Here is a 22,113-nt window from a genome sequence, read left to right as displayed (position 1 = left end):
TCATGTTCCTCTACCTCGAGGTCCTCGACGCGTCGTTCTCCTTCGACGGTGTGGTCGGCGCGTTCGCGATCACCCAGGACCTGCTGATGATCACGCTGGGTCTGGGCATCGGCGCGATGTACATCCGGTCGCTCACCGTCTACCTGGTGCGCCAGGGCACGCTGGACGACTACGTGTACCTCGAGCACGGCGCGATGTACGCGATCGGCGCGCTGGCGAGCATCCTGCTGGTGTCGATCAAGTGGGAGATCCACGAGGTGATCACCGGCCTGGTCGGGGTCGGCTTCATCGGTGTCGCGCTGGTCTCCTCGATCATGCGCAACAAGCGGATCGGACACGTTCCGGGGCAGAACAGCAGTGGTGTGAAGGTCGACGCCTAGCTTTCGGCCTCACCCCGCACGCGGCACCACGACCGGTACCGCGCCCGAGCACCGCTTCGGGCGCGGTACCGGTTTTTTCCGGCCCCGTTATGTTGTGTACTGAAGCCGCCACTACGCGTACGCGCACCGGCCGGGGGATCAGGGAGGGCTTGATGCCGCTTTTCGACTGGCGTCGGGGATTGATGGAGCGCGAGCCCGAGCACGGCGGGCACAAGGTCGCGCTGACCCGCTCGACGCCCGAGGTCTCGCTGACCCAGGCGGGTTCCGCGACCGGGACGCTGCGGGTCAATCTGCACTGGAACCCACAGGTCGAGGAGGCGCCGCCGCGCCAGCGCAGCGGCGGGTTGTTCCGGCCGCTGGCGGTGCAGTCGCCGCCGCTGCCGCAGAAGATCGACCTCGACCTCGGGTGCATGTGGGAGATGAGCGACGGCTCGAAGGGCGTCGTGCAGGCGCTGGGCAACCTCTACGGGGCCTTCAGCCAGCCGCCCTACGTGCGGCTGGACACCGACGACCGGTCCGGCTCGGCGTCGGGCGAGACGTTGTTCATCAACATCGACCAGGCGCGGAACGTGCGCCGGTTGTTGATCTTCGTCTACATCTACGAGGGCATCCCGGCGTTCGACCAGGTCAACGGGGTGGTCACGCTGTTCCCGAACTCGGGGCTGCCGATCGAGGTGCGGTTGGACGAGCACGCGCGCGAGGCGCACACGTGCGCCGTGGCGGTGGTGGAGAACCACGGCGACGAGATCGTGGTGCGGCGCGAGGTGCGCTACGTGCACGGATACCAGGCCGAGCTGGACCGCGAGTACGGATGGGGGCTGTTGTGGGCGCGCGGCTACAAGTGATCGCCCGACCGGTGGCCGCCGCACCGGTGCTCGCCCGCCGGTAGCGGCCCCGTGATTGAACCCCGCCGCGGGTGCGGCGGCGTTCACGCACGGGGCCTGGTTCGGTCAGCCCTGGAACTGCGGACCCTGTGGCGGGGTGTCCAGTCGGCGCAGTTGGGGCGGACCGCCCTGACCCTGCGGCGGTGTGCCCGGGTACTGCTGCTGGGGCGGCATGCCCATGCCCTGCGGCGGGGTCATCCCGGGCGGCATGGGAGCGCCGTGCGAGGGCGTGTACGGTCCGGCCTGCCCCGGTCCGCCGGGACCGGGCGGGTACTGGCCCGGCGCGGGTAGCCGAGGGCCGCCCGGAGGCATGTGCATCACGCCCGGCGGGGTCTGGAAGGACATCCCGTGCGCCGGCGTGCCCTGCGGCGGGAAGCCCTGGGGCGGGGTGCCGCCGTGCGCGGGCGGCGGCGGGACCGAGGCGCCGCCGGAGGGGGTGTGCGGGTAGCCGGGGGGCGGCCCGCCGATCGTGTGCGGGGCCGGCGGCGGCGGGATCATCGGGCCGTCGTGGCGCGGCGGCGGGGGCGGCACGGGCGCGCCGCCGTACGGCGTGTTGCCGGAGATGGGCAGGACGCCCTGCGGCTGGGCCTGCCGGTGCGCGGGCGGGGCGGGCAGCGTGCCCTGGCCGTAGTGCGGCTGCGGCAACACGGCGGTGGGGGCCGGCTCCTGGTACGAGGGCGGCGCGGGCGGGCCGTCGCGGTACGCCGGCGGGGCGGGCGCGCTCGGCGGGGACTGGTGCACCGGCGGCGGCGTCGGCGCGGGAGCCGGCGCCGGGGCGCTCGGTTCGTCGTCGACGCTGATCCCGTAATCGGTCGCCAGGCCCGCGAGACCGCTCGCGTAGCCCTGCCCGACCGCGCGGAACTTCCACTGGTCGCCGCGCCGGTAGATCTCGCCGAACACGAAGGCCGTCTCGCTGGTGGCTCCGGCGATCGGGAAGTTGAGCAGCTCGCCGCCGCCGTCGACGTCGTACAGTCGAAGGACGAGGCCGGGCACCGAACCGATCGTGCCACCGTCCGCGGACGCGGCCACGATCACATGTTGCACATCGGCGCCGAGGGCGGCGACGTCCACCCGGACGCCGTCCGTGCTGTGGCCGGACGCGGTCTTCTTGCCCTCGTGCACCACCGTGCCGGACGGGTGCCGGGGCTGGTTGTAGAAGACGAAGTCGTGGTCGCCGCGCACCTTGTTGTCCGCGCCGAGCAGCAGAGCCGAGGCGTCCATGTCCGGAACACCGGCTCCCGGCCGCCATTCGAGCACCACGCGCACGGACCGGGAAGGGAGGGCCGTATTCGCTCCCTTGGACATCACCTGGGTCATGCACCCATCCTGCCGTCCCGAAGGAGCTGCGCTCAACGTGGGGCGTGCTCGTGACGATTGTGTGAACACATGGTCCTATAACCGGATCGTACGTCTTCGATTTTGCTTTTCGGTTACCGTAGGCAGCGCCTGCCGGCGGCTCACCGGCTCGGCGCGAATGCGCCTTCGGAACAACCCAGGGCGCGTACGGGTTCCCGCCCCATCGCGCCTTTGCCACCACCACCGTCAGTCGAGGGGGATCAGAACACGATGCGGCATTTCGGCTACCTGGACGATGCGGTCCGCGATCATCTGTTCCACCGCCCGCCGGGGACCTTCGACCGGGACAGCGACCCCGCCGTGTTGGCCTCGGCGCTCGGCGCGACGCTGTACTGCCCCGCGACCCGTGGCACGCTCGCGGCGGACATCGTCAAGCAGGCAGCCCGCGGTGTGACCTCGATGGTGTTGTGCCTCGAGGACTCGATCGACGACCGCGAGGTGGTCGGCGCCGAGCAGAACCTGGTCGAGCAACTGGCCGAATTCGCGGGCTCCGGGGCCGAGGGCCCGCTGTTGTTCATCCGCGTCCGGCACCCGGAGCAGATCACCGACCTGACCGAGCGCCTCGGTGACACCCTGCACGTGTTGTCCGGGTTCGTACTGCCCAAGTTCGAGCCGGACAGCGGCGCGCGCTACCTCAAGGCCTTGGACGAGGCGATCGCGATGAGCGGGCGCCCGCTGTACGCGATGCCGGTGCTGGAATCGCCGTCCATCGCCTACATCGAACACCGGCGCGCGGTGCTCGCCGAACTCGCCGAGCTGATCGGCGCGCACCGGGACCGGATCCTGGCGGTGCGGATCGGCGCCACCGACTTCCAGTCGGCGTACGCGCTGCGCCGCTCGCGCGATCTGACCGCGTACGACGTGCACCTGGTGGCCGGCCTGATCGGCGACATCGTCAACGTGTTCGGCCGCGCGGACGGGACCGGACACGTGATCAGTGGACCCGTGTGGGAGTACTTCCCGCAGGGCGAGCGGCTGTTCAAGCCGCAACTGCGGCGCACGCCGTTCGCCGAGGCCGAGGACCCGGACGAGGCGGTCGAGCTGCGTACCCGGCTGATCTCGGCCGACCTGGACGGGCTGATCCGCGAACTCGAACTGGACAAGGCCAACGGCCTGCTCGGCAAGACCGCGATCCACCCCAGCCACGTGGCGGTGATCCACGCGATGTCCGTGGTGACCCACGAGGAGTACTGCGACGCCACCGACATCCTGGCCGAGAGCGCGGCCGGCGGCGGGGTGCTGCGCTCGGCGTACACGAACAAGATGAACGAGGTGAAGCCGCACCGGGCCTGGGCCCAGGCGATATTGCGCCGGGCGCACGCCTTCGGCGTCGCGCGCGAGGAGGTCACCTTCGTCGACCTGCTCGCGGCCGGCATGGAGTGAACCGGCCACCGGGGCCCGAGCGTCCCGGGGCGGTGGGATTCGATCGGGTATCAGGGAAGCGGGTTCGTGGGTTGAGGGAACATCGGATGGAAACCTGGTCGGGGAGTTGGGTCGCCGAGCGGCTCGACGTGACGCTCGCGGGGGACGGACTCGACGCGCTGGTCGGGCTCGCGCTGCGGCGGAACCCGCGCCGGGCCCACCTGTTGGTGTCCACCGTGCTCGGCAAGCACATCCCGCAACGACCCGAGGTGGTCCACGACGCGGGTCGCGACCTCGGCGCGCGCGTGGCGGCGGTACTGGCCGGCGAGCCGACGCCGGTGGTGCTCGGGTACGCGGAGACCGCCACCGGCCTGGGGCACTGCGTGGCCGAGGCGCTGCCCGGGGCGACCTACCTGCACTCGACCCGGCGCCCGGTGGCCGGGGTCGCGCAGTTCGGCGCGTTCGAGGAGGAGCACTCGCACGCCACCTCGCACCTGATCCTGCCGCGTGATCCGCAACTTCTGGCCGGAAGCGGGCCGTTGGTCCTGGTGGACGACGAACTGTCCACCGGGCGAACGGTGGCCAACACCATCCGGGCGCTGCACGCGGTGGCGCCGCGCGCGCACTACGTGATCGCCGCGCTGATCGACGTGCGCGGCCCGGCCGACCGGGCCGAGTTCGAGGTCTTCGCGGCCGAACTCGGCGCCCGGGTGGATGTGGTGGCCCTGTCCTCGGGCACCGTCGCGCTGCCCGAGGACGTGCTCGCGCGTGGTACCGAACTGGTGGCCGCGCACGACGGCGAGCGGCCCGAGAGCGGCGGGGCGGGCCGCGTGCGCACGCTCGACCTGGACTGGCCCGCCGACCTGCCCGACGGCGGCCGGCACGGGTTCACCCAGGCCGATCAGGACGCGCTGGAGGCGGCCTTGCCCGCGCTCGGCGCGGCGCTGGCCGAGCGGGTGCTCGGTCGGCGGATCCTGGTGCTCGGCTTCGAGGAACTGATGTACACCCCACTGCGGTTGGCCCGCGCGCTGGCCGAACACGTGGGCGCGGACGTCGAGGTGCGCTACTCGACCACGACCCGCTCGCCGGTGCTGGCGGTCGACGATCCCGGCTACGCGATCCGCACCCGGCTGCAATTCCCCTCCCACGACGACCCCGCCGACGGTCCCGGCGCCCGCTACGCGTACAACGTCGCGGCCGGCACCGACCCCGCGCGGCGGTTCGACGAGGTGCTGATCGTCGTCGACTCGGTCGCCGACACCCCCGAACTGCACGCGCCCGGTGGCCTGCTGGACGCGCTGTCCCGGGTCACCGACCACGTCGGTCTGCTCGTTGTCCCCTCCTTCACCCCCGAGGTGCGCAGGTCATGAACCACCCGCCGAGCCCGCACGGGCACGACACCGGCAAGCTGCCGGACCCGCTGTACGGGCCCGCGTTCTCCTCGTACGCCGCCGACGAGGTCGCGTGGCTGCTCAAGGATCTGTCCGCGGTCGAGTTGGAAGCGCCGCTGGAGGAGCGCGAGGAGGCGATCCAGCACGCGGGCGCGCACTACGCCGAGTCGCTGCCGATCGAGTACCAGCCCTCGCCCGAGTACCAGGCGCTGTTCCACGCCGCGCTGGACGCCTCGGCGGACCGCATCGCGCACGCGGTCGGCGTGGTCACCGAGACCATCCTGGCCGAGCGCGGCCGGGACGCCGTACTGGTCTCGCTCGCCCGCGCCGGCACCCCGGTGGGCGTGCTGATGCGCCGCTGGGCCGAGCGCGCGCACGGCCTGACGCTGCCGCACTTCGCCGTGTCGATCGTGCGCGGACGCGGCATCGACACCACCGCGCTGCGCTGGCTGGGTCGCGAGTTCGACCCGTCGCGGATCGTCTTCGTGGACGGCTGGACCGGCAAGGGCGCGATCACCCGGGAACTGTCCGACGCGCTGGAACTGACCGCCCAGACCACCGGCATGCGCTTCGACCCGGAACTGGCGGTGCTCGCCGATCCGGGCTCGTGCGTACGCACCTACGGCACCCGCGACGACTTCCTGATCCCGTCCGCGTGCCTGAACTCGACGGTGTCCGGGCTGGTTTCGCGCACCGTGCTGCGGGACGACCTGATCGGCCCGGACGAGTTCCACGGCGCGAAGTTCTACGCCGAACTGGCCGACGTCGACGTGTCCGGCCTGTTCCTGGACGCCGTCACGGCGCGGTTCGGCGCGGTGGCCGAGGACGTGGCGCGCGATCAGCCGCTGCTGGCCGCGAGCGACCGGTCGCCGACCTGGGAGGGATGGCGCGCGGTGGAGCGGATCGGCGCCGAGTACGAGATCGACAACATCAACCTGATCAAGCCCGGGGTCGGCGAGACCACGCGGGTGCTGCTGCGCCGGGTCCCGTGGCAGATCCTGGCCCGCAAGGGCGTCGGCGCGGAGTTGGACCACGTGCGCATGCTCGCCGCCCAGCGCGAGGTGCCGGTGGTCGACGTGGACGACCTGCCGTACTCGTGCGTGGGCCTGGTCAAGCCGGGCTTTCGCCGGGACGGGGGCAACGCGTGAGCATCGTGGTGGCCAGTGACCTGGACCGCACCCTCATCTATTCGAAGGCCGCCGCCCGACTGGGCCTGGCCGCCACGGACCCGACGCCCGAGCTGGTGTGCGTGGAGCTGTACGACGGCGCGCCGATGTCGTTCGTCACCGGCGGCGCGGCCGGGCTGCTCGCCGAGTTGGCCGAGCACACCACCTTCGTGCCCACCACGACCCGTACCCGCGAGCAGTACGCGCGGATCGTCCTGCCGGGCCGGGCGCCGGAGTTCGCGATCTGTGCGAACGGCGGCCACCTGCTCGTGCACGGCGAGAGCGACCCGGACTGGCAGGCGGGTGTGCGCAAGACGCTGGCCGCGAACGCCGCGCCGCTGCCCGAGGTGGTCGCCTACCTGGAACGGGTCGCCCGTCCCGAGTGGACCCACAAACTCCGGGTGGCCGAGGACCTGTTCACCTACCTGGTGGTGGAACGAGCGGACCTGCCGCCGGAGTTCGTCCCGGAGACGACCGCGTGGGCGGCCGAGCGCGGCTACGGCGTCTCGCTCCAGGGGCGCAAGCTCTACTTCGTCCCGGAGGCCCTGACCAAGGGTGACGCGGTGCGCGAGGTCGCCCGGCGGGCCGGCGCGGACGCGGTGTTCGCGGCGGGTGACTCGCTCCTGGACATCGAACTGCTGCGCGCGGCGGACGCCGGGGTGCGCCCGGGGCACGGCGAGCTGGCCGATACGAACTGGGGTGCGCCGCACGTCGAGGCGCTCACCGAGCAGGGAGTGTCGGCGGGCGAGCGGATCGCGGCCTGGCTGCTGGAGCGGAGCCGTTCGCCGGTGCGGTGACAGGTGACAGGTGGTCGGTGACAGGTGGTCGCCGGTCGCCGGTCGCCGGTCGCCGGTCGGTGGTCTTGGCGGTCTCGGCGGGGGATTGAAGGCGCGGCCTCGGGTCCGGCACGGTTGAATGGGCCGCGACGAGGGAGAGGAAGCGCCGTGGATCCTGCCGAGTGTGCGGTGTGGTGGGCGGAGCCGGATCCGGACGCGGTCGCGCGGGCCTGGTTGGACGGCGCCGAGCGGGCCAGGTACGAGCGCTATCGGCGGCCCGCCGATCAGGCCAGGTTCGCCACCGCCCGAGCGCTGGCCCGGGGTGTGCTCGCGGCTCGGCTGGAGGTGGCCCCGGGCGACGTGCGCTTCGACACCGCGTGCCGGCTGTGCGGGTGCGACCGGGGCAAACCGCGTGTCCTCGGCGGCCCGGCCGACCTGGACTTCTCCATCTCGCACGCCGGCGAGCGGGTGGTGCTCGCGGTGGTCGAGGGCGCCGAGGTCGGCGTGGACGTGGAGCGGATCGCCACCGTCGAGGGCACCTTGTCGGCGGCCGAACTGGCCGCGCAGGCCCGGCTTCCGACGCGGTCGCGGGCGGTGGACGCGATCACCCGGTGGACCCGCAAGGAAGCGCTGCTGAAGGTGTACGGGCTGGGCCTGACGGTGGATCCGCGCAAGCTGACGGTGTCCGGTGCGGGTGAGCCGCCTCGGCTGCTGGACTGGCCGGATCCGCCGGCGACCGTGCCGGCCGCGGGGGATTCGGGCGGTGGGTGGGCCGACCCGGAAAGCCGACATCCGCACCGCGAGCAGGAGGCGGTGCGGATGTACGACCTGACGCCGGGGGTGGGCTATGCCGCGACCGTGGCGGTGCGTGGGCTCGGGCGGTACGCGGTGGTGGAGCGGTGGGCGGGGGCGTCGCCGATCCGGGAGACGGGCTCGGAGCGGGGCGTCGACCCGGATCCGGAGCGAGGCCCGGAGCGGGGCCCGGCGTAGGGCCTGGGACGGGCCTCGGAGCCGGGCTCGCCGGCCGGCTCAGACGCAGGCGCCGCGGACGGTCAGTAGTTCGGCCCGAGCGTGCAGTTGCCGGCCGCACTCCATGTCGAAGGTCAGCTCGAAGCCGTCCCGCGCGGCCCGCACCCGGGTCAGCGCCACCTCGGTGAACCGGTCGAGCGCGCCGCACAGCTCGTGCATGACCAGCCCGGTCGAGGACAGGCCGAGTACGGTGCCGTCACCCAGGGTCACCAGATCGCAGCCCCGGTTGCCGCTCGCCGCCTGCGCGTCGGTCACCCGCAGTGGACCGCGGCCGAGCGAGTGCAGCCACGTGACCGCCTGGCGATGCAGTACCGCGCGCTCCTCTTCGTAGGCGAGGACCATCATGCGATGCATGTCGGTCATGTCGTTCGTGTGCAGCGGCAGCGCGGGGGCGGTACGCGGCCCCCGGCGCAGCCCGCGCAGGTTCGGCAGCGCGAGAACGACGAGGAGAAGCGCGAACAAAGGCATCAAGAGCACGGGCATGTGCGACTTCCCGGTGTCAGCATCGTGGTCGACGGCGAGGCATACGGGGTTTCGGACCCGTGAATCGGGATCAAGGTCCCGAAGTCGGCCGGTCCGACGACTTTAAACCTTAAATTTCGGGAAGGTGGGCGATGGTGCCGATTCTTTACCCGACTGGTCGAACACGGCGACGATTTCACTACGCTGAGTTGCGTAAAGTGTGTTATATGCGTTAAATGTCGCTTTTCTGATTTCAGGTGCTGACGCGACGTGATGTCAGTGCGGTCCAGGGCCCGCCCGGTCCTCGCGGATGACCTGCACCGTGGCCGCGACCTCGGCCCGGATGGCGCGGGTCTCGCTGAGGAATCGCCACCAGTTCGGGCGCGGCTGCTCGGGCTCGGCGGCGATCGCCTCCAAGCGGAAGACCAAGGCGTCCAGGCGGCGGGCGTAGCGCTCCTCGGCATTGGCCCGACCGCCGAGCGCGAGCCGCTGGGCGTCGCGCAGCGCGAACCGGGTGCGCTCCAACTCGGCCTCGGGGTCGCGGGCCACCTCCTCCAGCGCGCGCAGGCGGTCGGAGACCGAGGCCATCGCCTCGTCGGCCTCCTTGAGGGTGGCCCGCGCGGTGGCCAATCGGCTCACCGCGTCGGCGTACTCCCCGCGTCCGGCCGAGGTGCCGGCCTCTTCCAGACGGGCGTGCGCGACACCCAGTGACTGTCGGGCCTTGGCCGGGACCTGCTCCAGGTCGGTCCAGCAGGACTGTACGTAGTCGCGGCGCAGTCGATGCAGGGCGGGTTCCACGCCGGCCAGTCGCGATTCCAGGGCCTGCGCGCGGGTGCGCAGCGAGGACAGCCGGTTGGTCACCTCCTCGCGCTGTCGGGGCAGCCGTTCCGCCTCGGCGCGCAGTTCGCCGGCCGAGGTCTCGATCCGGCCCGCCACCTCCAGCGTGCCCGGGATGCCGAGCGCGGCCGGGCCCTTGTCCAATTCGGCGAGGTCGCCGCGGATCGCGGCCAGGCGGGTGGTGAGCGTGCTGGTGCCCAGTCCCGCCCGCTCGGTGTCGGCGACCGCACGGGCGGCCTCGGCGGCGGCGCGACGGGCCCGATCCACGGCCGGCGGCAACTGCCCCAGCGCGTGCTCGGCGTCGGCGAGCAGCGGGCCGAGCGAGCCGGCGAACCGGTCCAGGTCCTGGCGGACCGCGTCGAGCTTGCGCGCGGTCTCGGTCAACTCCCGGCGAGCCGCCTCGTATTCGTCGGTCTCCAGTTCGACGTCCAGCGGATGACGGTCCATCAGCGCGATGTACGCCGCGCTGGCCTCGTCGATGCGCAGGCTCACCGCGGCGAAGGCGCGCAGCGCGTCCTCGGTGCCGCGGGCGCCGCGGACCGCCCGGACCGTCTCCAGCGAAAGCATCATGTCCCGTTGCGCGGTGTCGAGCTGGAGGAACGCCTCGCCCGCCGCCTCGCGCGCGGCCAGCGCGGCCGAGCGGGCGGCGTCCTTGCGGCGACGCCACGGGCGCGTCTCGCCGGCGAACGCGGCCGGGAGCACGGCCAGGAGCAGCGGCGCGAGCGTGATCGACAGCGGAAGGCCGACCCCGAGGGATCGTCGTGCGGATCCGACCACCACGCCTGCTCCCGTCACCGTGCGAACCGTGCCCACTCCATCCTGCCCATCCTTCCAGGTGCTGTCCGATGGAGGTCCACCAACCGTCCCCCGGGGCGTGTCCGACCGGACGGATGGGCCGCGCCGGGTTCAGTTGTCGCCTGTAGTGCGCGGGTGCGCTCCCTGTGTCATCACCCGGGCTCGCCGGCAATCACCGACAACCACAGGCGACGACCGAGGGCGGAACGTGCGTTGCCCCTCCCTTTCCCTTACCGACCGCCGACGCGGTGTACTCGCCGTCGGACTCGTCGGCGCGGCCCTTACGGCGATGGGCCGGGCGGGCTCGGCGCCCGCGACGGGCGAGGCGAAGGGTCCGCACGCGATCGTGGTCGGGGTGGTCGGGGTGGTCGGGGTGGTCGGGGTGGGCCGGGAGGCCGGGGCCGGGGCCGGACCGGAGAGAGGGCGCCGGGATTTCCTTCCGGCAGTCGGTGATCGCGGGGCCGGCCGAGGAGCGTGTGCTCGGCGTGCGGGCGCCCGGCTCGCGCGCGCGGGCCGTGTCGGCCACGGCGGCGGCGCCGGTCGGGAATCCGGCGGCGGACGTGCCGTACGGGCCGGCCGATCGCAGGGGCGCTCGATGGTGGTCGATGTGATCGCCTCGGCGCCCGCACCTGCTGCTCGGGATCATCCCGGTCGCGCCGTTTCGGCCCGGTCCGGGCGCGGTGATCGCCTCTTGCGCCATGATCCGCCGTTGCCGGGGCGGTGGTGTGACCGGGTGGTGGAGTATCCGGGACGAGCGCGGATCTCGGGCCGGTCCCCGGGAGATCCGGGGCCGGCCCGGCGGCGTGGCGCAGCGCGGTATGGCGTGGCGTGGCCGCCGGACCGGCGGATCCGGGTCAGAACTTGACGTCGGAGCAGGAGTAGAAGGCGTTGTCGGTGTCCGCGACGTCCCAGACCGCGAAGATCAGCGCCTGGCCGGTGCGGCCGGCCGGGAGAGTGCCGGTGTGCACGGTGTGCGCGGCCGGCAGGGCGCCGCCGTACGGGACGGTCAGGAACGGCGTGCTCTCGATCTGTGCGCGGCTGATCGGCTGGGTGGGATTCCAGCTCGGCTTGGTGATGTAGTAGCGGAACGTGCTGGTCGAGTGCCGGGCCTCGATCTCCCAGGTGAAGCTGAACGTGGCGCCGGAGGTGAGCGCGGTGGTCGGCCAGGCGCCGCTGCGCGGGTCGTCGAGCGGGGCCCATCGGCCGTCCGCGCCGGCGCACAACTTCCCGTCGGCGGGCCCGCCCGCCGGGTAGCCCTTGGGGCCCTCGACGCTCTGCGGCTCCCACTGGATCTGGCCGCACCTCTTGACCTTGCCCTCGCCGCACAGCGCGGAGCGGCTCTTGGGGCTGGAGATGAACCCGTGGGCGGAGGCCGAGGACGGCAGCATCAGGAAGGGCAGCGCGACCGCCGCCGCGCTCAGCGTGGCCAGGATGGTCCTCTTGCGCATGGAACTTCTCCTCGTGAACGAAGTCGTGCCGGAACCGGCCGACCGCTCGGCGCGGTCTCGAACCGACCCGCCCGGGTGCCGCGGGGCGTGGTCGTCGAGTCGATGGGACCGTCGAATCCGCATCCGAACGTGCAGCCACACGGTCCGGGTGCGGACCGCTTCGGTGCGACCTGCGCGAGTCGCGTGCCTTCGTTACCGGGGTGCGCTCGATCACGCTAGGAGGCCCGCCTCGGGGCGGGCAATGGTCTGGACCTGTGCCGGCACAAATTGGCGAACGCCGCGGCCGGTCACGGTCGGTGATTTCAGCCGAGCGGGTCCGGGATCGGGACGGCCACGCCGGAGACGCGGACCCGGGGGTCGTCGGCGCGCAGGTCGACGGTCAGTACGCCGGGCCGGCCCAGGTCGTCGCCCTGGTGCAGGGTGAGCGTGGCCGACGCGGGAACCAGGTCCAGGGCCCGCAGGTAGTGGCCGAGGGCGGCCGCCGCGGCGCCGGTGGCCGGGTCCTCGACGACGCCGCCGACCGGGAACGGGTCGCGGACGTGGAAGGTGTCCGCGTTCTCGCGCCAGACCAGTTGGAAGGTGGTCAGGTCGCGGGCCCGCATGAAGCCGGCCAAGCCGTCGAAGTCGTAGCGCAGATCGGCCAGCCGGGCCCGGCCGGCGGCGGCCAGGACCAGATGGTGGGCGCCGGCGTACGCGTAGGCCGGCGGGATGGCCGGGTCGAGGTCGTCGGCGGCCCAGTCGAGCAGGGCCAGCGCCTCGGCGACATCGGTGGCCGGAACCGCGGAATGCCGCGGCTCGACGCTGGTCAGCGTGGCGCGCAGGGTGCCGTCGGCGTCGGTTGCCACGTCGACCGGGACGATGCCCGCGCGGGTGGCGAAGACGAGCGCGCCGGGGCCGATCCGCTCGGCCACCGCGACCGCGGCGGCGACGGTGGCGTGGCCGCAGAAGGGGACCTCGGCCAGCGGGCTGAAGTAGCGCACGTCGAAGGCGCGGGCGGGGTCGGCGGCCGGCGCGGCGGTGTCGGCCACCGTTGTGCCGGTGCCGGTGCCGGTGCCGGTGCCGGTGCCGGTGTCGGCCGCCGTGGACCGGGTGAGGAACGCGGTCTCGGAGTAGCCGAGTTCGGCGGCGATCGCGAGCATCGCCGGATCGGTGAGTCCGTCGGCGGCCAGGACGACGCCGGCGGGGTTGCCGCCGGTCGGGTCCGCGGAGAAGGCGGTGTAGCGGAGGGGTTTTGCGGCATCCGGTGTCGTCATGTCGTGGCCCAACGCGTTGTGTCGACGAGAGATTCCTGGAGTGGGCGACGCCCGGCGCGGGCCGGGGCGGCACGATGCGCCGGCGACCGGCCGTCGGGCGCCGGGAGGAGGCCGACGGCGATCGCCGGCCCGCGGGTGACCGGCGGGCCGGCGGGCGTCGGCTCAGGTGCCGGAGGCGAGGCGCCAGAAGTCGCGCAGCAGGGTGGGGGGTGTGGGACCGGAGAGTTCGACCTGGGTGAGCAGGACGGTCGCCGTGCCGGTGGCCGGGACCACGTGTGCCGCCGTACCGGTGCCGCCCACCCAGCCGAAGCGGCCCGGGACGTTCCAGGGGTCGACGGGCTCGACGTCGACCGAGCCGCCGAAGCCCCAGCCCTGGCCCTCCAGGAAGAGCCGGGACGCGTCCCGCTGCGGCGCGGTCAGGTGGTCCGTGGCCATCCGGCGCACCGACGCGGGGGTCAGGAGCTGCCGGCCGGCGGCGCCGCCCTCGGCGAGCAACATCCGGGTGAAGGCGTGCAGGTCGTCGACGGTGGACACCAGGCCGCCGGCGCCGGAGGGGAAGGTGGGCGGGCTGCTCCATTGGCCGTCGGGGGCGTCGATCAGGTCGAGGCCACCGGACGGCGAGGTGCGGTAGCAGTACGCGAATCGGTCGAGATCGGCGGCCGGCACCGAGAAGCCGGTGTCCACCATGCCGAGGGGCTCGAACAGTCGCTCGGTCAGGAAGTCGGGCAACGACAGACCGGAGATCCGGGCGATCAGCACGCCCAGGATGTCCGAGCACGTGTTGTAGAGCCAGGCCACGCCCGGCTGGTGCAGCATCGGGATCCGGGACAGCCTGGCCAACCACTCGTCGGGGTCCGGGACCGCTTGCGGCCGCGGCGGTCCCTGGCCCAACTCGGTGAACAGCGGCGCGAGGGCCGGCAGTGCGAAGTCGGAGGGGAAGCCGTACCCGGCCCGGAAGGTGAGCAGGTCGAACACGGTGATCGGACGGGTCACCGGGACCACGTCGTCGATCGGCCCGCCCGGCGTACGCACCACGTTCGGCGCGGTCAACTCGGGCAACCAGCGGCTGATCGGGTCGCCGAGCGCGAACCGACCGTCCTCGACCAGGGTCATCACCGCGGCGGCGACGACGGGCTTGGTGAGCGACGCGACGCGAAAGATCGTGTCGCGGTCCATCGGGAGGGTGCCGGCGGCGTCGAGCGAGCCGACCGCCTGGACGTCGACACGGTCGTGGTGCGCGATCAGGGCCACCGCGCCCGGTAGAGCTCCGGTGTCGACGTGGGACTTCAGGAGTTCGTGCAGGTTGCTTGCCGGGCTGCTCATCGGGCCACCTTCTCGTGCGGGAATGCGGTCGAGGGTCCGCAGGCAGGACTCCGCGTGTGGCGCACCGTCATCGGTCCAAAGCGGTCGGATCCCGCCGCCTCGGCCCGAGGCGGCGGGATCCGACCGTCCTGGTGGACGCCGGAGCCGATGGGGCATGGCGCCGGGTCGGGCCGGCAGGTCACGGTTGTCTCGTGCGATCGCCAGGATATGAGCCGTACTTGATATTCCGGGCGAAATCGCGTGACGGGCCGGGGGGTCCACTGCGTTCTAGTTAGTGGGTACGCGTGCGGCGCGGGTCGGGTCGGGTTTCGATGGGGACGCCCGCCGTGTCGGGCGCGGTGCCGGGTGGGACGGTGAGGGCATGGCGGCGTGCCGGGAACGGTACGGGCATGCGATCCGAGAGGGCGTCGGGTGGCCTGCCGGCACGGCCTCCGGGTGGGGCAGGACACGTGGTCGAACGGACGTCTAGGAGACAGCAGGCCGATGGCAACCCCGAGATCTGAGGAGAAGGAACTGGCGGCCGCGATGCGGACGGCGGCTTCGGAACTGGCACTGCCGGCCGGGTTGGTCGCGGGAGGGATCGCCCGGGGGCGGCGGATGCGGCGGGCCCGTCGGATTCGCGTCGGCGCCGCCGCCGCGGCGGTGCTGGCCGTGGCGGGCACCGGTGTGGTGGTGGCGACCACCGCGGAGGACGCGCCGCGGAGCCGGGTGGCGTCGGGAGCGGCGGCGGTGCCCACCGGTTCGCCGACGCCGAGCGCGACCCCGGAGCCGGGATCCGGGATCTCCGCACCGGCCGGAATGGAGCCGGTCTCGGCACAGGAACTCGCTCGGATACTGCTCCAGCAGCCGGAGTTCGGCGCCGTCGCGAGGGTTCCGATCGGAGGCGAGCTTTCCCCGAAGTCGGGCGGCGCGGGGATCCGGGCGGGCGCCTCCGCCGCCGTGACGCTGGAGAACGGCAAGGGAACGACGCAGCTTCGGGTGTCGGTGTGGGCCGGCGCCTCCGGGGCCGCCGAGCCCGATTGCCCCGACACGCACCGGGTCGCCGGCGTGTGTGTGCAGATCGCCGAACCGAACGGCACACATGGATACACCGTGGAAACGTTCCCCGCGGCCGACGGGAGCGGGAGCGGCGGGAAGGCCGGATCGGGTGGGCCGGGGCGGATCACCCGGTCCGTGCGGGTGATCCGTCCGGACGGAGTGGAGATCTCGGTAACGGAGACGACCGACTACACGGACACCGGTGCCGCCTCGCCGTCGGAGAAGCCGCCGCTGACCCTCGCCCGGCTCAAGGAGCTCACCCTGAAGCCGTTCTGGCAGCTCTGGGTGGACCCCGAGGTCAATCTGGCCGCGCGCAAGAAGATGACCGGCTTCAAGGACGTGCCGATGACCTTCGACCCCGAAACGATCGGGACGCGGGAGGTGCCGGTGACGACGTCGCCGCCCGTCGGACCGCCGCGGCAGCCGACGCCGACCCGCTGAGTGCGCGGAGGTCGGGATGCGCCGCGTCGCCCCCGGCTCGGGGGTGAAGCGGCCGCGCCACCCCCGAGCCGGGGCGACGCGGCCGAGCCGGGGTGGTCGGGTCAGGTCAGGCGCTTGCAGAGGAGGGCGTCGGGGGTCCTGGCCGAGCCGACCCGGCCGGTATACGCGACGCCGGCCGCGTATTCGTCGGCCCCGCACTGGCCCTTGTACGCGCCGGAGGCGAACTCGCCGCCGGGGGCGCCCGCCGGGCGGTTGTCGCCCCGGTCGAACCACAGCGTGCGGGAGGAGGTGCCGAGCGTCGTGGTGGGTTGCGTGCACAGGATCGCGGAGACGGCCGCGCCGCGCACGCTGTATCCGGTGATCATCCGGCCGGTGGGGCATTCGAGCTTGGTGTAGCCCGTGGCCCAGTCGTTGAGCACGTACGACTCGTCGCGAACGACCGTGTAACCGGCGCCGATCGGGGACAGGTCCGGGCCGCCGGCGTCGGTGCACAGCCCTCGGTTGCCGGTGTGCGCCAGGCCGACGACGCGCTCGCCGTCCGGGCAGACGCCCTTGCGGGCGCCGGAGTCCCAGTCGGGACGGGTCCGCATCCGCAGCGAGGGTTGCGCGTCGGCGTGGTCCAGGTTGAGCATGTTCCAGCGCGCGGAGGACGCGATCGCGCCGGTGCGCCCGGTCGCTCCGATCAGCCTGGTCCAGGCGGCGGCGCGCCAGTCGGTCGGGTCGTCGGCGATGCCGCTGCGCACGCCGTTCGGGTCGAAGCGCAGCAGGGCCCACGAGTCGCCCTGGCCGTTGCCCTTCCAGCCGACCAGCGGCCAGTAGGCGAAGTCCAGGTCACGGGCGATCAGGTAGTCGGTGAAGTTGGTGAACCAGGCGCGGGCGACCGGATCGCTCTCCTCGGCGCCGGTGCCGAACTCGCTGATCCACACCGGGGCGGTGTGGTGCTGCCCGTCGGTGGTCACGTACTGCGCCGATCGGTCTATCTCGGCGAACAGTTGATCACGCGTCAGGTCCTGGTAACGGGCGTCGTGGGTTTCCCCCAGGCCGTACGCGCCACTGTGGTTGGGGCCGGTGTACCCGTAGAAGTGCGCCGAGTAGACCAGTTTCCTCGGGTCGACCAGGGTGTGTGACAGGGTGCGCACCGGGGTCAGTGTGGGGCGGCCGTGCGGCAGGAAGTCGACCGGGACTCCGGTCCAGTTGATGCCCTCGACGATGATCAGCAGATCCGGGTTGGCCTCGGTCAGGATGCGATTGCCCGCCTCCAGCGACGCGGCCTGCCAGTCCTTGTCGTTGCCCCAGCCCCAGTTCGGGTCGTCGGTGATGTTGCGCCGGACCTCGTTGTACAGATCGGCGCCGACCACACGCTTGTTGGTCTTGTAGCGGTTCGCCATGGTGATCCAGTCGGCCACCCAGTCGGCGGTGCTTCGCGTGGTGTTCCAGCGCTCGTTGCCGTCCACGCCGCAGCACCAACGGGTGGTGCCGGTGTGGTTGTTCAGCACGACCGCGAAGCCGTCCGCGGTCAGCGCGGCGACCACGGCGTCGAACACCTGGAGCGGGGTCTTGCCGCGCAGTTGCGGGTTGGCGGCGACGGCCGCGTCGGGGACGGTCGCGGTGGCGTGCACCATCTCGTTCGAGAAGGGCAGCCGGATGCTGTTGACGCCGACCGCGTGGAAGCCCGCCAGGATCGCGGGCAGGCTCGCGCGATCCAGACCGAGCGGCATGCCGTTCGCGTTCTCGCCGCTGTGGTGGTTCGCGGGGTCGGCGATGTCGCCCGAACCGTTCCAGGTGCCCTGTGCGCCGGCCCAGTTCGCCGAACGCAGCTTGAATCGGCTGCCGTTCGCGTCGACGATCCAGCGGCCGCTCGCGGACAGGGGGGCTGTCCAGGACGCGGCGAGGGTGGATGCCTGGGAGGTGGTCGGCGCGGCCGCCTGTGCGGTGGGGGTGGCCGCGTCGGCCCGGGGGCCGATCAGGAGGCCGGCGGCCATGGCGGTCAGCGCGGTCAGGGCGAGGGCGGGCCGGGTGAGCGGTCGGTGCCAGGTGCGGGAGCGGGTGGTGGCCGCGGGATCGGGAGCGTGGTGGGTGAGCAGTCGGTGCCTGGTGCGATGCATCGGTACCTGCCTCGGTTGAGGGATGAGGGGTGCGTGCGGTGCGGCAGTGCGGTCGTTGCGGTGCGGTTGATGCGGTTGATGCGGTTGATGCGGTGCGCGGCCGTGTGGTGTGGTTCGGCCGTGCGGTGTGGTTCGGCCGTGTGGTGTGGTGTGGTGTGGTGCGGCTGTGGGGTGGTCAGCCGGATTCGGGGGTTGTGGAGGGTGCGGGCTCGGTGGGGTGCGAGCCCAGGACGGCCACGGCCTGGGGGGCGAGCGTGACGCGGCGGGTGGTCGGTTGGCCGTCGGCGAGCAGATCCCGGCGTGGGGTGGGGAGTTCGACCTCGTGTGCGTGGTCGGTGTGGTTGAGCAGGACGAGTACGTCGTACCCGTCGCCGGTGCGAATGCTTGCCTGGACGCCGGGTGGGAGCGCCGGCAGTACCGGCTCGACGCCCGCGTCCGCGCAGGCTCGGGCGATCAGTCCGCGCATGGTCGCGGCGTCCGGGCGGGTCGCGATGTACCGCGCGATGCCCGCGCCGTGGGTGTGCACCGTCGCGGCGGGGCGGCCGACCCATTCGGCCCCGGCGAACTCCAGCTCGGCCCGCGCGCCCTTGAGCGTGACGTCCTCGCGCCACAGGTCGCCGGTGCCCGTCGGCGGTGCGTGGTCCGACCCCGACACCCCCTGTACGGGGAACACCGCGCCCGCGTCGGCCGGCCAGAACTCCTCGACCGATATACCCAGTACCTCGCGCAGCGGCCCCGGGTAGCCACCCAGGTGCACCCGATCGCATTCGTCCACGATGCCGCTGAAGAACGACACGACCAGCGAACCGCCGTCGGCGACGAAGCGGGCGAGCCGGTCGGCGTGTTCGGTGGACAGCAGATACAGGCTCGGCACGATCACCAGGCGGTAGTCGGACAGGTCGGCGCTCGGATGCACGACGTCCACTCCCACGCCCAGGTCGAACAGCGGCGCGTAGTGGTCGAGTGCGCGGTCCAGGTGGCGGACGGCGTCGGAGGGGTGCGAGTCGAGTTCGAGCGCCCACCAGCTCTGCCAGTCGGACAACAGCGCGACCCGGTTGCGGATCCGGGTGCCGGCCAGTTCCGGTACAAGCGCCAACTCGCGGCCCAGGTCAGCCACTTCGCGGAACACGCGGGTGTCGGGACCGGCGTGCGGGACCATTCCGGAGTGGAACTTCTCGGCGCCGCCCCGGGATTGCCGCCACTGGAAGTACATGATCGCGTCGGCGCCCTGGGCCACCGCCTGCCAACTCCACAGCCGCATCCGGCCCGGGGACTTGGCGGCGTTGCGGGACCGCCAGTTGACGGCTGACGGCGCCTGTTCGGTGAGCAGCCACGGGCGACCGCCGCCCGCGCAGCGGATGATGTCGTAGCCGAGCGCGGCGCCGATGTGCGCCTGCTCCCAGTTCGGGTCCGGATAGCTGTCCAGGGACAGGACGTCCATGGCCGGTGCCCAGTCGTACATGTCCACGCTCTTGAGCCCGGCCAGGAAGTTCGTGGTGACCGGCACGTCGGGTGTGATCCGGCGCAGGATCGCGGTCTCCGACTCGAAGCAGGCGCGCAGCGCGTCGTTGCTGAACCGCTTGAAGTCCAACTGCTGGGAGGGGTTCGGGTAGGTCGGCGCGGTGCGCGGCGGCAGGACCTGGTCGAAGGACGCGTAGCGCTGGGACCAGAAGTCGGTGGACCACGCCTCGTTGAGCGCGTCCACGCTCTTGTAGCGCTCGCCCAGCCAGCGTCGGAAGTCGGCGGCGGAGGTGTCGCAGTAGCACTCCGCGACGTGGCAGCCGTACTCGTTGCCGACGTGCCACAGACCGAGCGCCGGGTGCTCGCGATAGTGCGTCGCGACGGCCTCGACCAGGCGCGCGGCACGGTCGCGGAAGATCGGCGAGGACGGGCAGAAGTGCTGTCGGCCCCCGGGGGACAGGACGACGCCGTCGGCGGTCACCGGCAGCACCTCGGGGTGCTCGGTGACCAGCCACGGCGGTGGCGCGGCGGTCATCGTGGCCAGGTCCGCGGTGATGCCGTGCGCGGCCAGGTCGTCCATGACCCGATCGAAGTAGCCGAAGTCGTAGGCGTCGCGCGCCGGTTCGACCCGGGCCCAGGCGAAGATGGCGAGGTTGACCACGGTGACGCCGGCCCGGGCCATCAGTGCCAGGTCCTCGGCGCGGGTGGCCTCGGGCCACTGGTCCGGGTTGTAGTCGGCGCCGAACCCGATGCCGCCGAGACGGGCGCGCAGTGCGGCCTGCCGGTCGGCAGTGCGGTGTGGGGTGTCGTTCATCGGTGGGTTGTGGCACGCCGGGGCCGAAGTGTATTCGGACGGGCGCCACTTCTCCTTCGGGTCACTTCGGGGCGGTGAGGACGAGTGGGTGCGCGGGAGGGGCGGGAGGGCGGGCGCGGTTCGGTGCCGCCGGTGCGGTCCGGTTCGGAGCGTGCCGTCCCGTGCCTGCGCGGGCTTTCGTCGTACCGGGAGGGGCGGCGGGCGGCGGGCGGCAGGCAGTGGGCGGCGGGCGATGCGCGGAGGCCGCGTGAACCTGTCGGCCGGGAGCGGGTGTGACGCGTCGTCGGGGAGCTGGGAGTAGCCGTGACGGTCGGGAGGGGAGCCGGGATGGGAGCGGGAGTGGCCGTGACGGTCCGTCAGGGGTGCGTTTGGTCGTGACGGTTCGTCAGAGAGCGCGAGTGGCCGTGATCGTTCGTCAGGGAGTGGGCGGCACCGAGGTGCTGTCCCGGACGATCAGGGTCGGGGCGACCGGCCTGGCGCCGTGGACGATGGTGTGACCGGTGCGGAACTGGTCGAACAGCAGCGCCACGCACTGCCGACCGACCTCTTCGAAGTCCTGGTGGACGGTGGTCAGCGAGGGCAGGAACCAGGCCGATTCGGCGAGATCGTCGAAGCCCACCACGCTGACCTCGCCCGGCACCGCACGCCCCGCCTCGTGCAGGGCTCGCACGACGCCCAGCGCCATCTGGTCGTTGCCCGCGAACACGGCGGACACCTCCGGGTTCGCGGCCAGTTCGAGGCCGGCCGCGTAGCCGCTGGCGGCGGTCCAGTCGCCGTACAGCAGCGGCGGCACGGGCGCGCCGGCCGCCTTGAGCGTGCGGTGCCAGGATTCGGCACGCCGGCGGGCGGCGTACGAATCCTGCGGGCCGGACACGTGCCAGACGGTGGGATGGCCCAGGTCGAGCAGATGTGTGGTGGCCAATCGGGCGCCCTCGGCCTGATTGGTGTCCACGCCCGGATGCCGGCGGCTCTCCTCGCCGTCGACCACCACGACCGGCAGGCCGGAGGGCAGGCGTAGCGCGGGAGTGTCCAGGATCTGCGCCTCGATCAGGATGATGCCGTCCACGGCCTGCATGGTCAGCCGATCGAAGGCGTCGCGCACGGCGCTCTCGGTCTGCGCGCGCACGCTCACCACGTTCACCGAGTAGTCCGCGTCCTGGGCGGCGGCGACTATGGCTTCGAGCGTGCGCGCGTTGCCGTAGGCGTTGAGGCCGAAGCTGATCACGCCGAGCATCCGGAACTTGCCGGTGGCCAGCGCCCGGGCGGCCGTGTTGGGTCGGTAGCCCAGCATGCGCATCGCGGCGAGCACGCGTTCGCGCGTCGCCTCGTCCACGTTGCTGCGGTTGTTCGCGACGCGCGAGACGGTCTGGCTGGAGACCCCGGCCATCTCGGCGACGTCGGCCATGGACGGCGGTCGGGTACGCGTCGCGGACGACCCGCCCGATCCGGGCTTCGCCGACTCTCCGTCCTTCGCCATGCCCCGATCCTTTCATTCACGCCGCCCGCGCCGGGCGGCGGATGCGCTCATGTTCGCGCAAACATGATGGCGGGTCAACACTGCGTCGTGAACGACGGCGAAGGATTGCCAAGGGTCACCAAAAGCGACATTTTCGCGGGAAACTTCCCGCACGGGCATCCGAGAGATGGCTATTGACAGCCGGTCAGGCTGACGGAACACTCTCGAAACGCGCCGCGATGTTGGCGCAAACATTCGGTGCCGGCGGTGACCACCCGTGCGCCCGCCGTTCTCGAAATCCCCGAGTGTCCCGGAGGACCTTCCGTGAGAGTCGAC

Annotated in this window: 15 protein-coding genes and 1 pseudogene; 7 read left to right on the top strand and 9 right to left on the bottom strand. The window is 72.4% G+C overall.

Annotated elements, in window-relative coordinates:
* Together ACWCPW_RS25570 and ACWCPW_RS25565 are read left to right on the top strand one after the other, a co-directional pair.
* A partial coding sequence (locus tag ACWCPW_RS25570) for a DUF475 domain-containing protein (protein ID WP_449763930.1) occupies window positions 1-380 on the top strand: 380 nt, incomplete at its 5' end.
* A gap of 152 nt (window positions 381-532) precedes the next feature.
* Window positions 533-1,225 (top strand): TerD family protein, encoded by a 693-nt coding sequence (locus tag ACWCPW_RS25565; protein WP_395872741.1) that lies wholly within the window; start codon window positions 533-535, stop codon window positions 1,223-1,225.
* Window positions 1,226-1,330: 105 nt separating this feature from the next.
* On the opposite strand, the gene ACWCPW_RS25560 is transcribed toward ACWCPW_RS25565, so the two are convergent.
* Window positions 1,331-2,581 (bottom strand): TerD family protein, encoded by a 1,251-nt coding sequence (locus tag ACWCPW_RS25560; RefSeq protein WP_449763929.1) that lies wholly within the window; start codon window positions 2,579-2,581, stop codon window positions 1,331-1,333.
* A 249-nt stretch (window positions 2,582-2,830) separates the two neighbouring features.
* Between ACWCPW_RS25560 and ACWCPW_RS25555 the strand changes: the two genes are divergently transcribed.
* From ACWCPW_RS25555 to ACWCPW_RS25540, 4 genes and pseudogenes are all read left to right on the top strand, one after another.
* Window positions 2,831-4,003 (top strand): HpcH/HpaI aldolase/citrate lyase family protein, encoded by a 1,173-nt coding sequence (locus ACWCPW_RS25555; protein WP_449763928.1) that lies wholly within the window; start codon window positions 2,831-2,833, stop codon window positions 4,001-4,003.
* 86 nt (window positions 4,004-4,089) lie between these two features.
* Window positions 4,090-6,521 (top strand): annotated as a pseudogene (locus tag ACWCPW_RS25550) (phosphoribosyltransferase).
* Window positions 6,518-7,336, top strand: a complete 819-nt coding sequence (locus ACWCPW_RS25545) for an HAD family hydrolase (protein ID WP_449763927.1) — start codon at window positions 6,518-6,520, stop codon at window positions 7,334-7,336. Before ACWCPW_RS25550 ends, ACWCPW_RS25545 begins: the two are co-directional and overlap by 4 nt.
* A gap of 147 nt (window positions 7,337-7,483) precedes the next feature.
* Entirely contained in the window at window positions 7,484-8,305 is an 822-nt protein-coding gene (locus tag ACWCPW_RS25540) for a 4'-phosphopantetheinyl transferase family protein (protein WP_449763926.1), read from the top strand.
* A 39-nt stretch (window positions 8,306-8,344) separates the two neighbouring features.
* On the opposite strand, the gene ACWCPW_RS25535 is transcribed toward ACWCPW_RS25540, so the two are convergent.
* The 5 genes from ACWCPW_RS25535 to ACWCPW_RS25515 all read right to left on the bottom strand — a co-directional run bounded on the left by ACWCPW_RS25535 (window position 8,345) and on the right by ACWCPW_RS25515 (window position 14,462).
* Window positions 8,345-8,827, bottom strand: a complete 483-nt coding sequence (locus ACWCPW_RS25535; protein WP_449763925.1) for a hypothetical protein — start codon at window positions 8,825-8,827, stop codon at window positions 8,345-8,347.
* 255 nt (window positions 8,828-9,082) lie between these two features.
* Window positions 9,083-10,438, bottom strand: a complete 1,356-nt coding sequence (locus tag ACWCPW_RS25530; RefSeq protein WP_449763924.1) for a hypothetical protein — start codon at window positions 10,436-10,438, stop codon at window positions 9,083-9,085.
* 854 nt (window positions 10,439-11,292) lie between these two features.
* Window positions 11,293-11,886 carry a lytic polysaccharide monooxygenase auxiliary activity family 9 protein gene (locus ACWCPW_RS25525; protein WP_449763923.1) on the bottom strand — a complete coding sequence of 198 codons (594 nt, stop codon included), beginning with the start codon at window positions 11,884-11,886 and terminating at the stop codon, window positions 11,293-11,295.
* Window positions 11,887-12,188: 302 nt separating this feature from the next.
* The gene (locus tag ACWCPW_RS25520) at window positions 12,189-13,139 is read right to left on the bottom strand and encodes a PhzF family phenazine biosynthesis isomerase (RefSeq protein ID WP_449763922.1); all 951 of its coding nucleotides are present in this window, start codon (window positions 13,137-13,139) and stop codon (window positions 12,189-12,191) included.
* A 162-nt stretch (window positions 13,140-13,301) separates the two neighbouring features.
* The gene (locus ACWCPW_RS25515) at window positions 13,302-14,462 is read right to left on the bottom strand and encodes a serine hydrolase domain-containing protein (RefSeq protein ID WP_449763921.1); all 1,161 of its coding nucleotides are present in this window, start codon (window positions 14,460-14,462) and stop codon (window positions 13,302-13,304) included.
* Window positions 14,463-14,945: 483 nt separating this feature from the next.
* Between ACWCPW_RS25515 and ACWCPW_RS25510 the strand changes: the two genes are divergently transcribed.
* Entirely contained in the window at window positions 14,946-15,941 is a 996-nt protein-coding gene (locus ACWCPW_RS25510) for a hypothetical protein (protein WP_449763920.1), read from the top strand.
* 101 nt (window positions 15,942-16,042) lie between these two features.
* Here the strand turns inward: ACWCPW_RS25510 and ACWCPW_RS25505 are convergent, their stop codons facing one another.
* The 3 genes from ACWCPW_RS25505 to ACWCPW_RS25495 form a co-directional block, all read right to left on the bottom strand.
* Entirely contained in the window at window positions 16,043-18,046 is a 2,004-nt protein-coding gene (locus tag ACWCPW_RS25505) for a glycoside hydrolase family 5 protein (protein ID WP_449763919.1), read from the bottom strand.
* Between the two features lie 175 nt (window positions 18,047-18,221).
* Complete coding sequence (locus ACWCPW_RS25500) at window positions 18,222-20,321, bottom strand: beta-galactosidase (RefSeq protein WP_449763918.1); 2,100 nt, start codon at window positions 20,319-20,321, stop codon at window positions 18,222-18,224.
* A 415-nt stretch (window positions 20,322-20,736) separates the two neighbouring features.
* Window positions 20,737-21,726, bottom strand: a complete 990-nt coding sequence (locus ACWCPW_RS25495) for a LacI family DNA-binding transcriptional regulator (protein WP_449763936.1) — start codon at window positions 21,724-21,726, stop codon at window positions 20,737-20,739.
* Between the last annotated feature and the right edge of the window lie 387 nt (window positions 21,727-22,113).

It is taken from the genome of Embleya sp. NPDC001921 (assembly GCF_053594475.1).
Note: the sequence above shows the minus strand (reverse complement) of the source record. Positions and strands in the feature narration are given on the sequence as shown.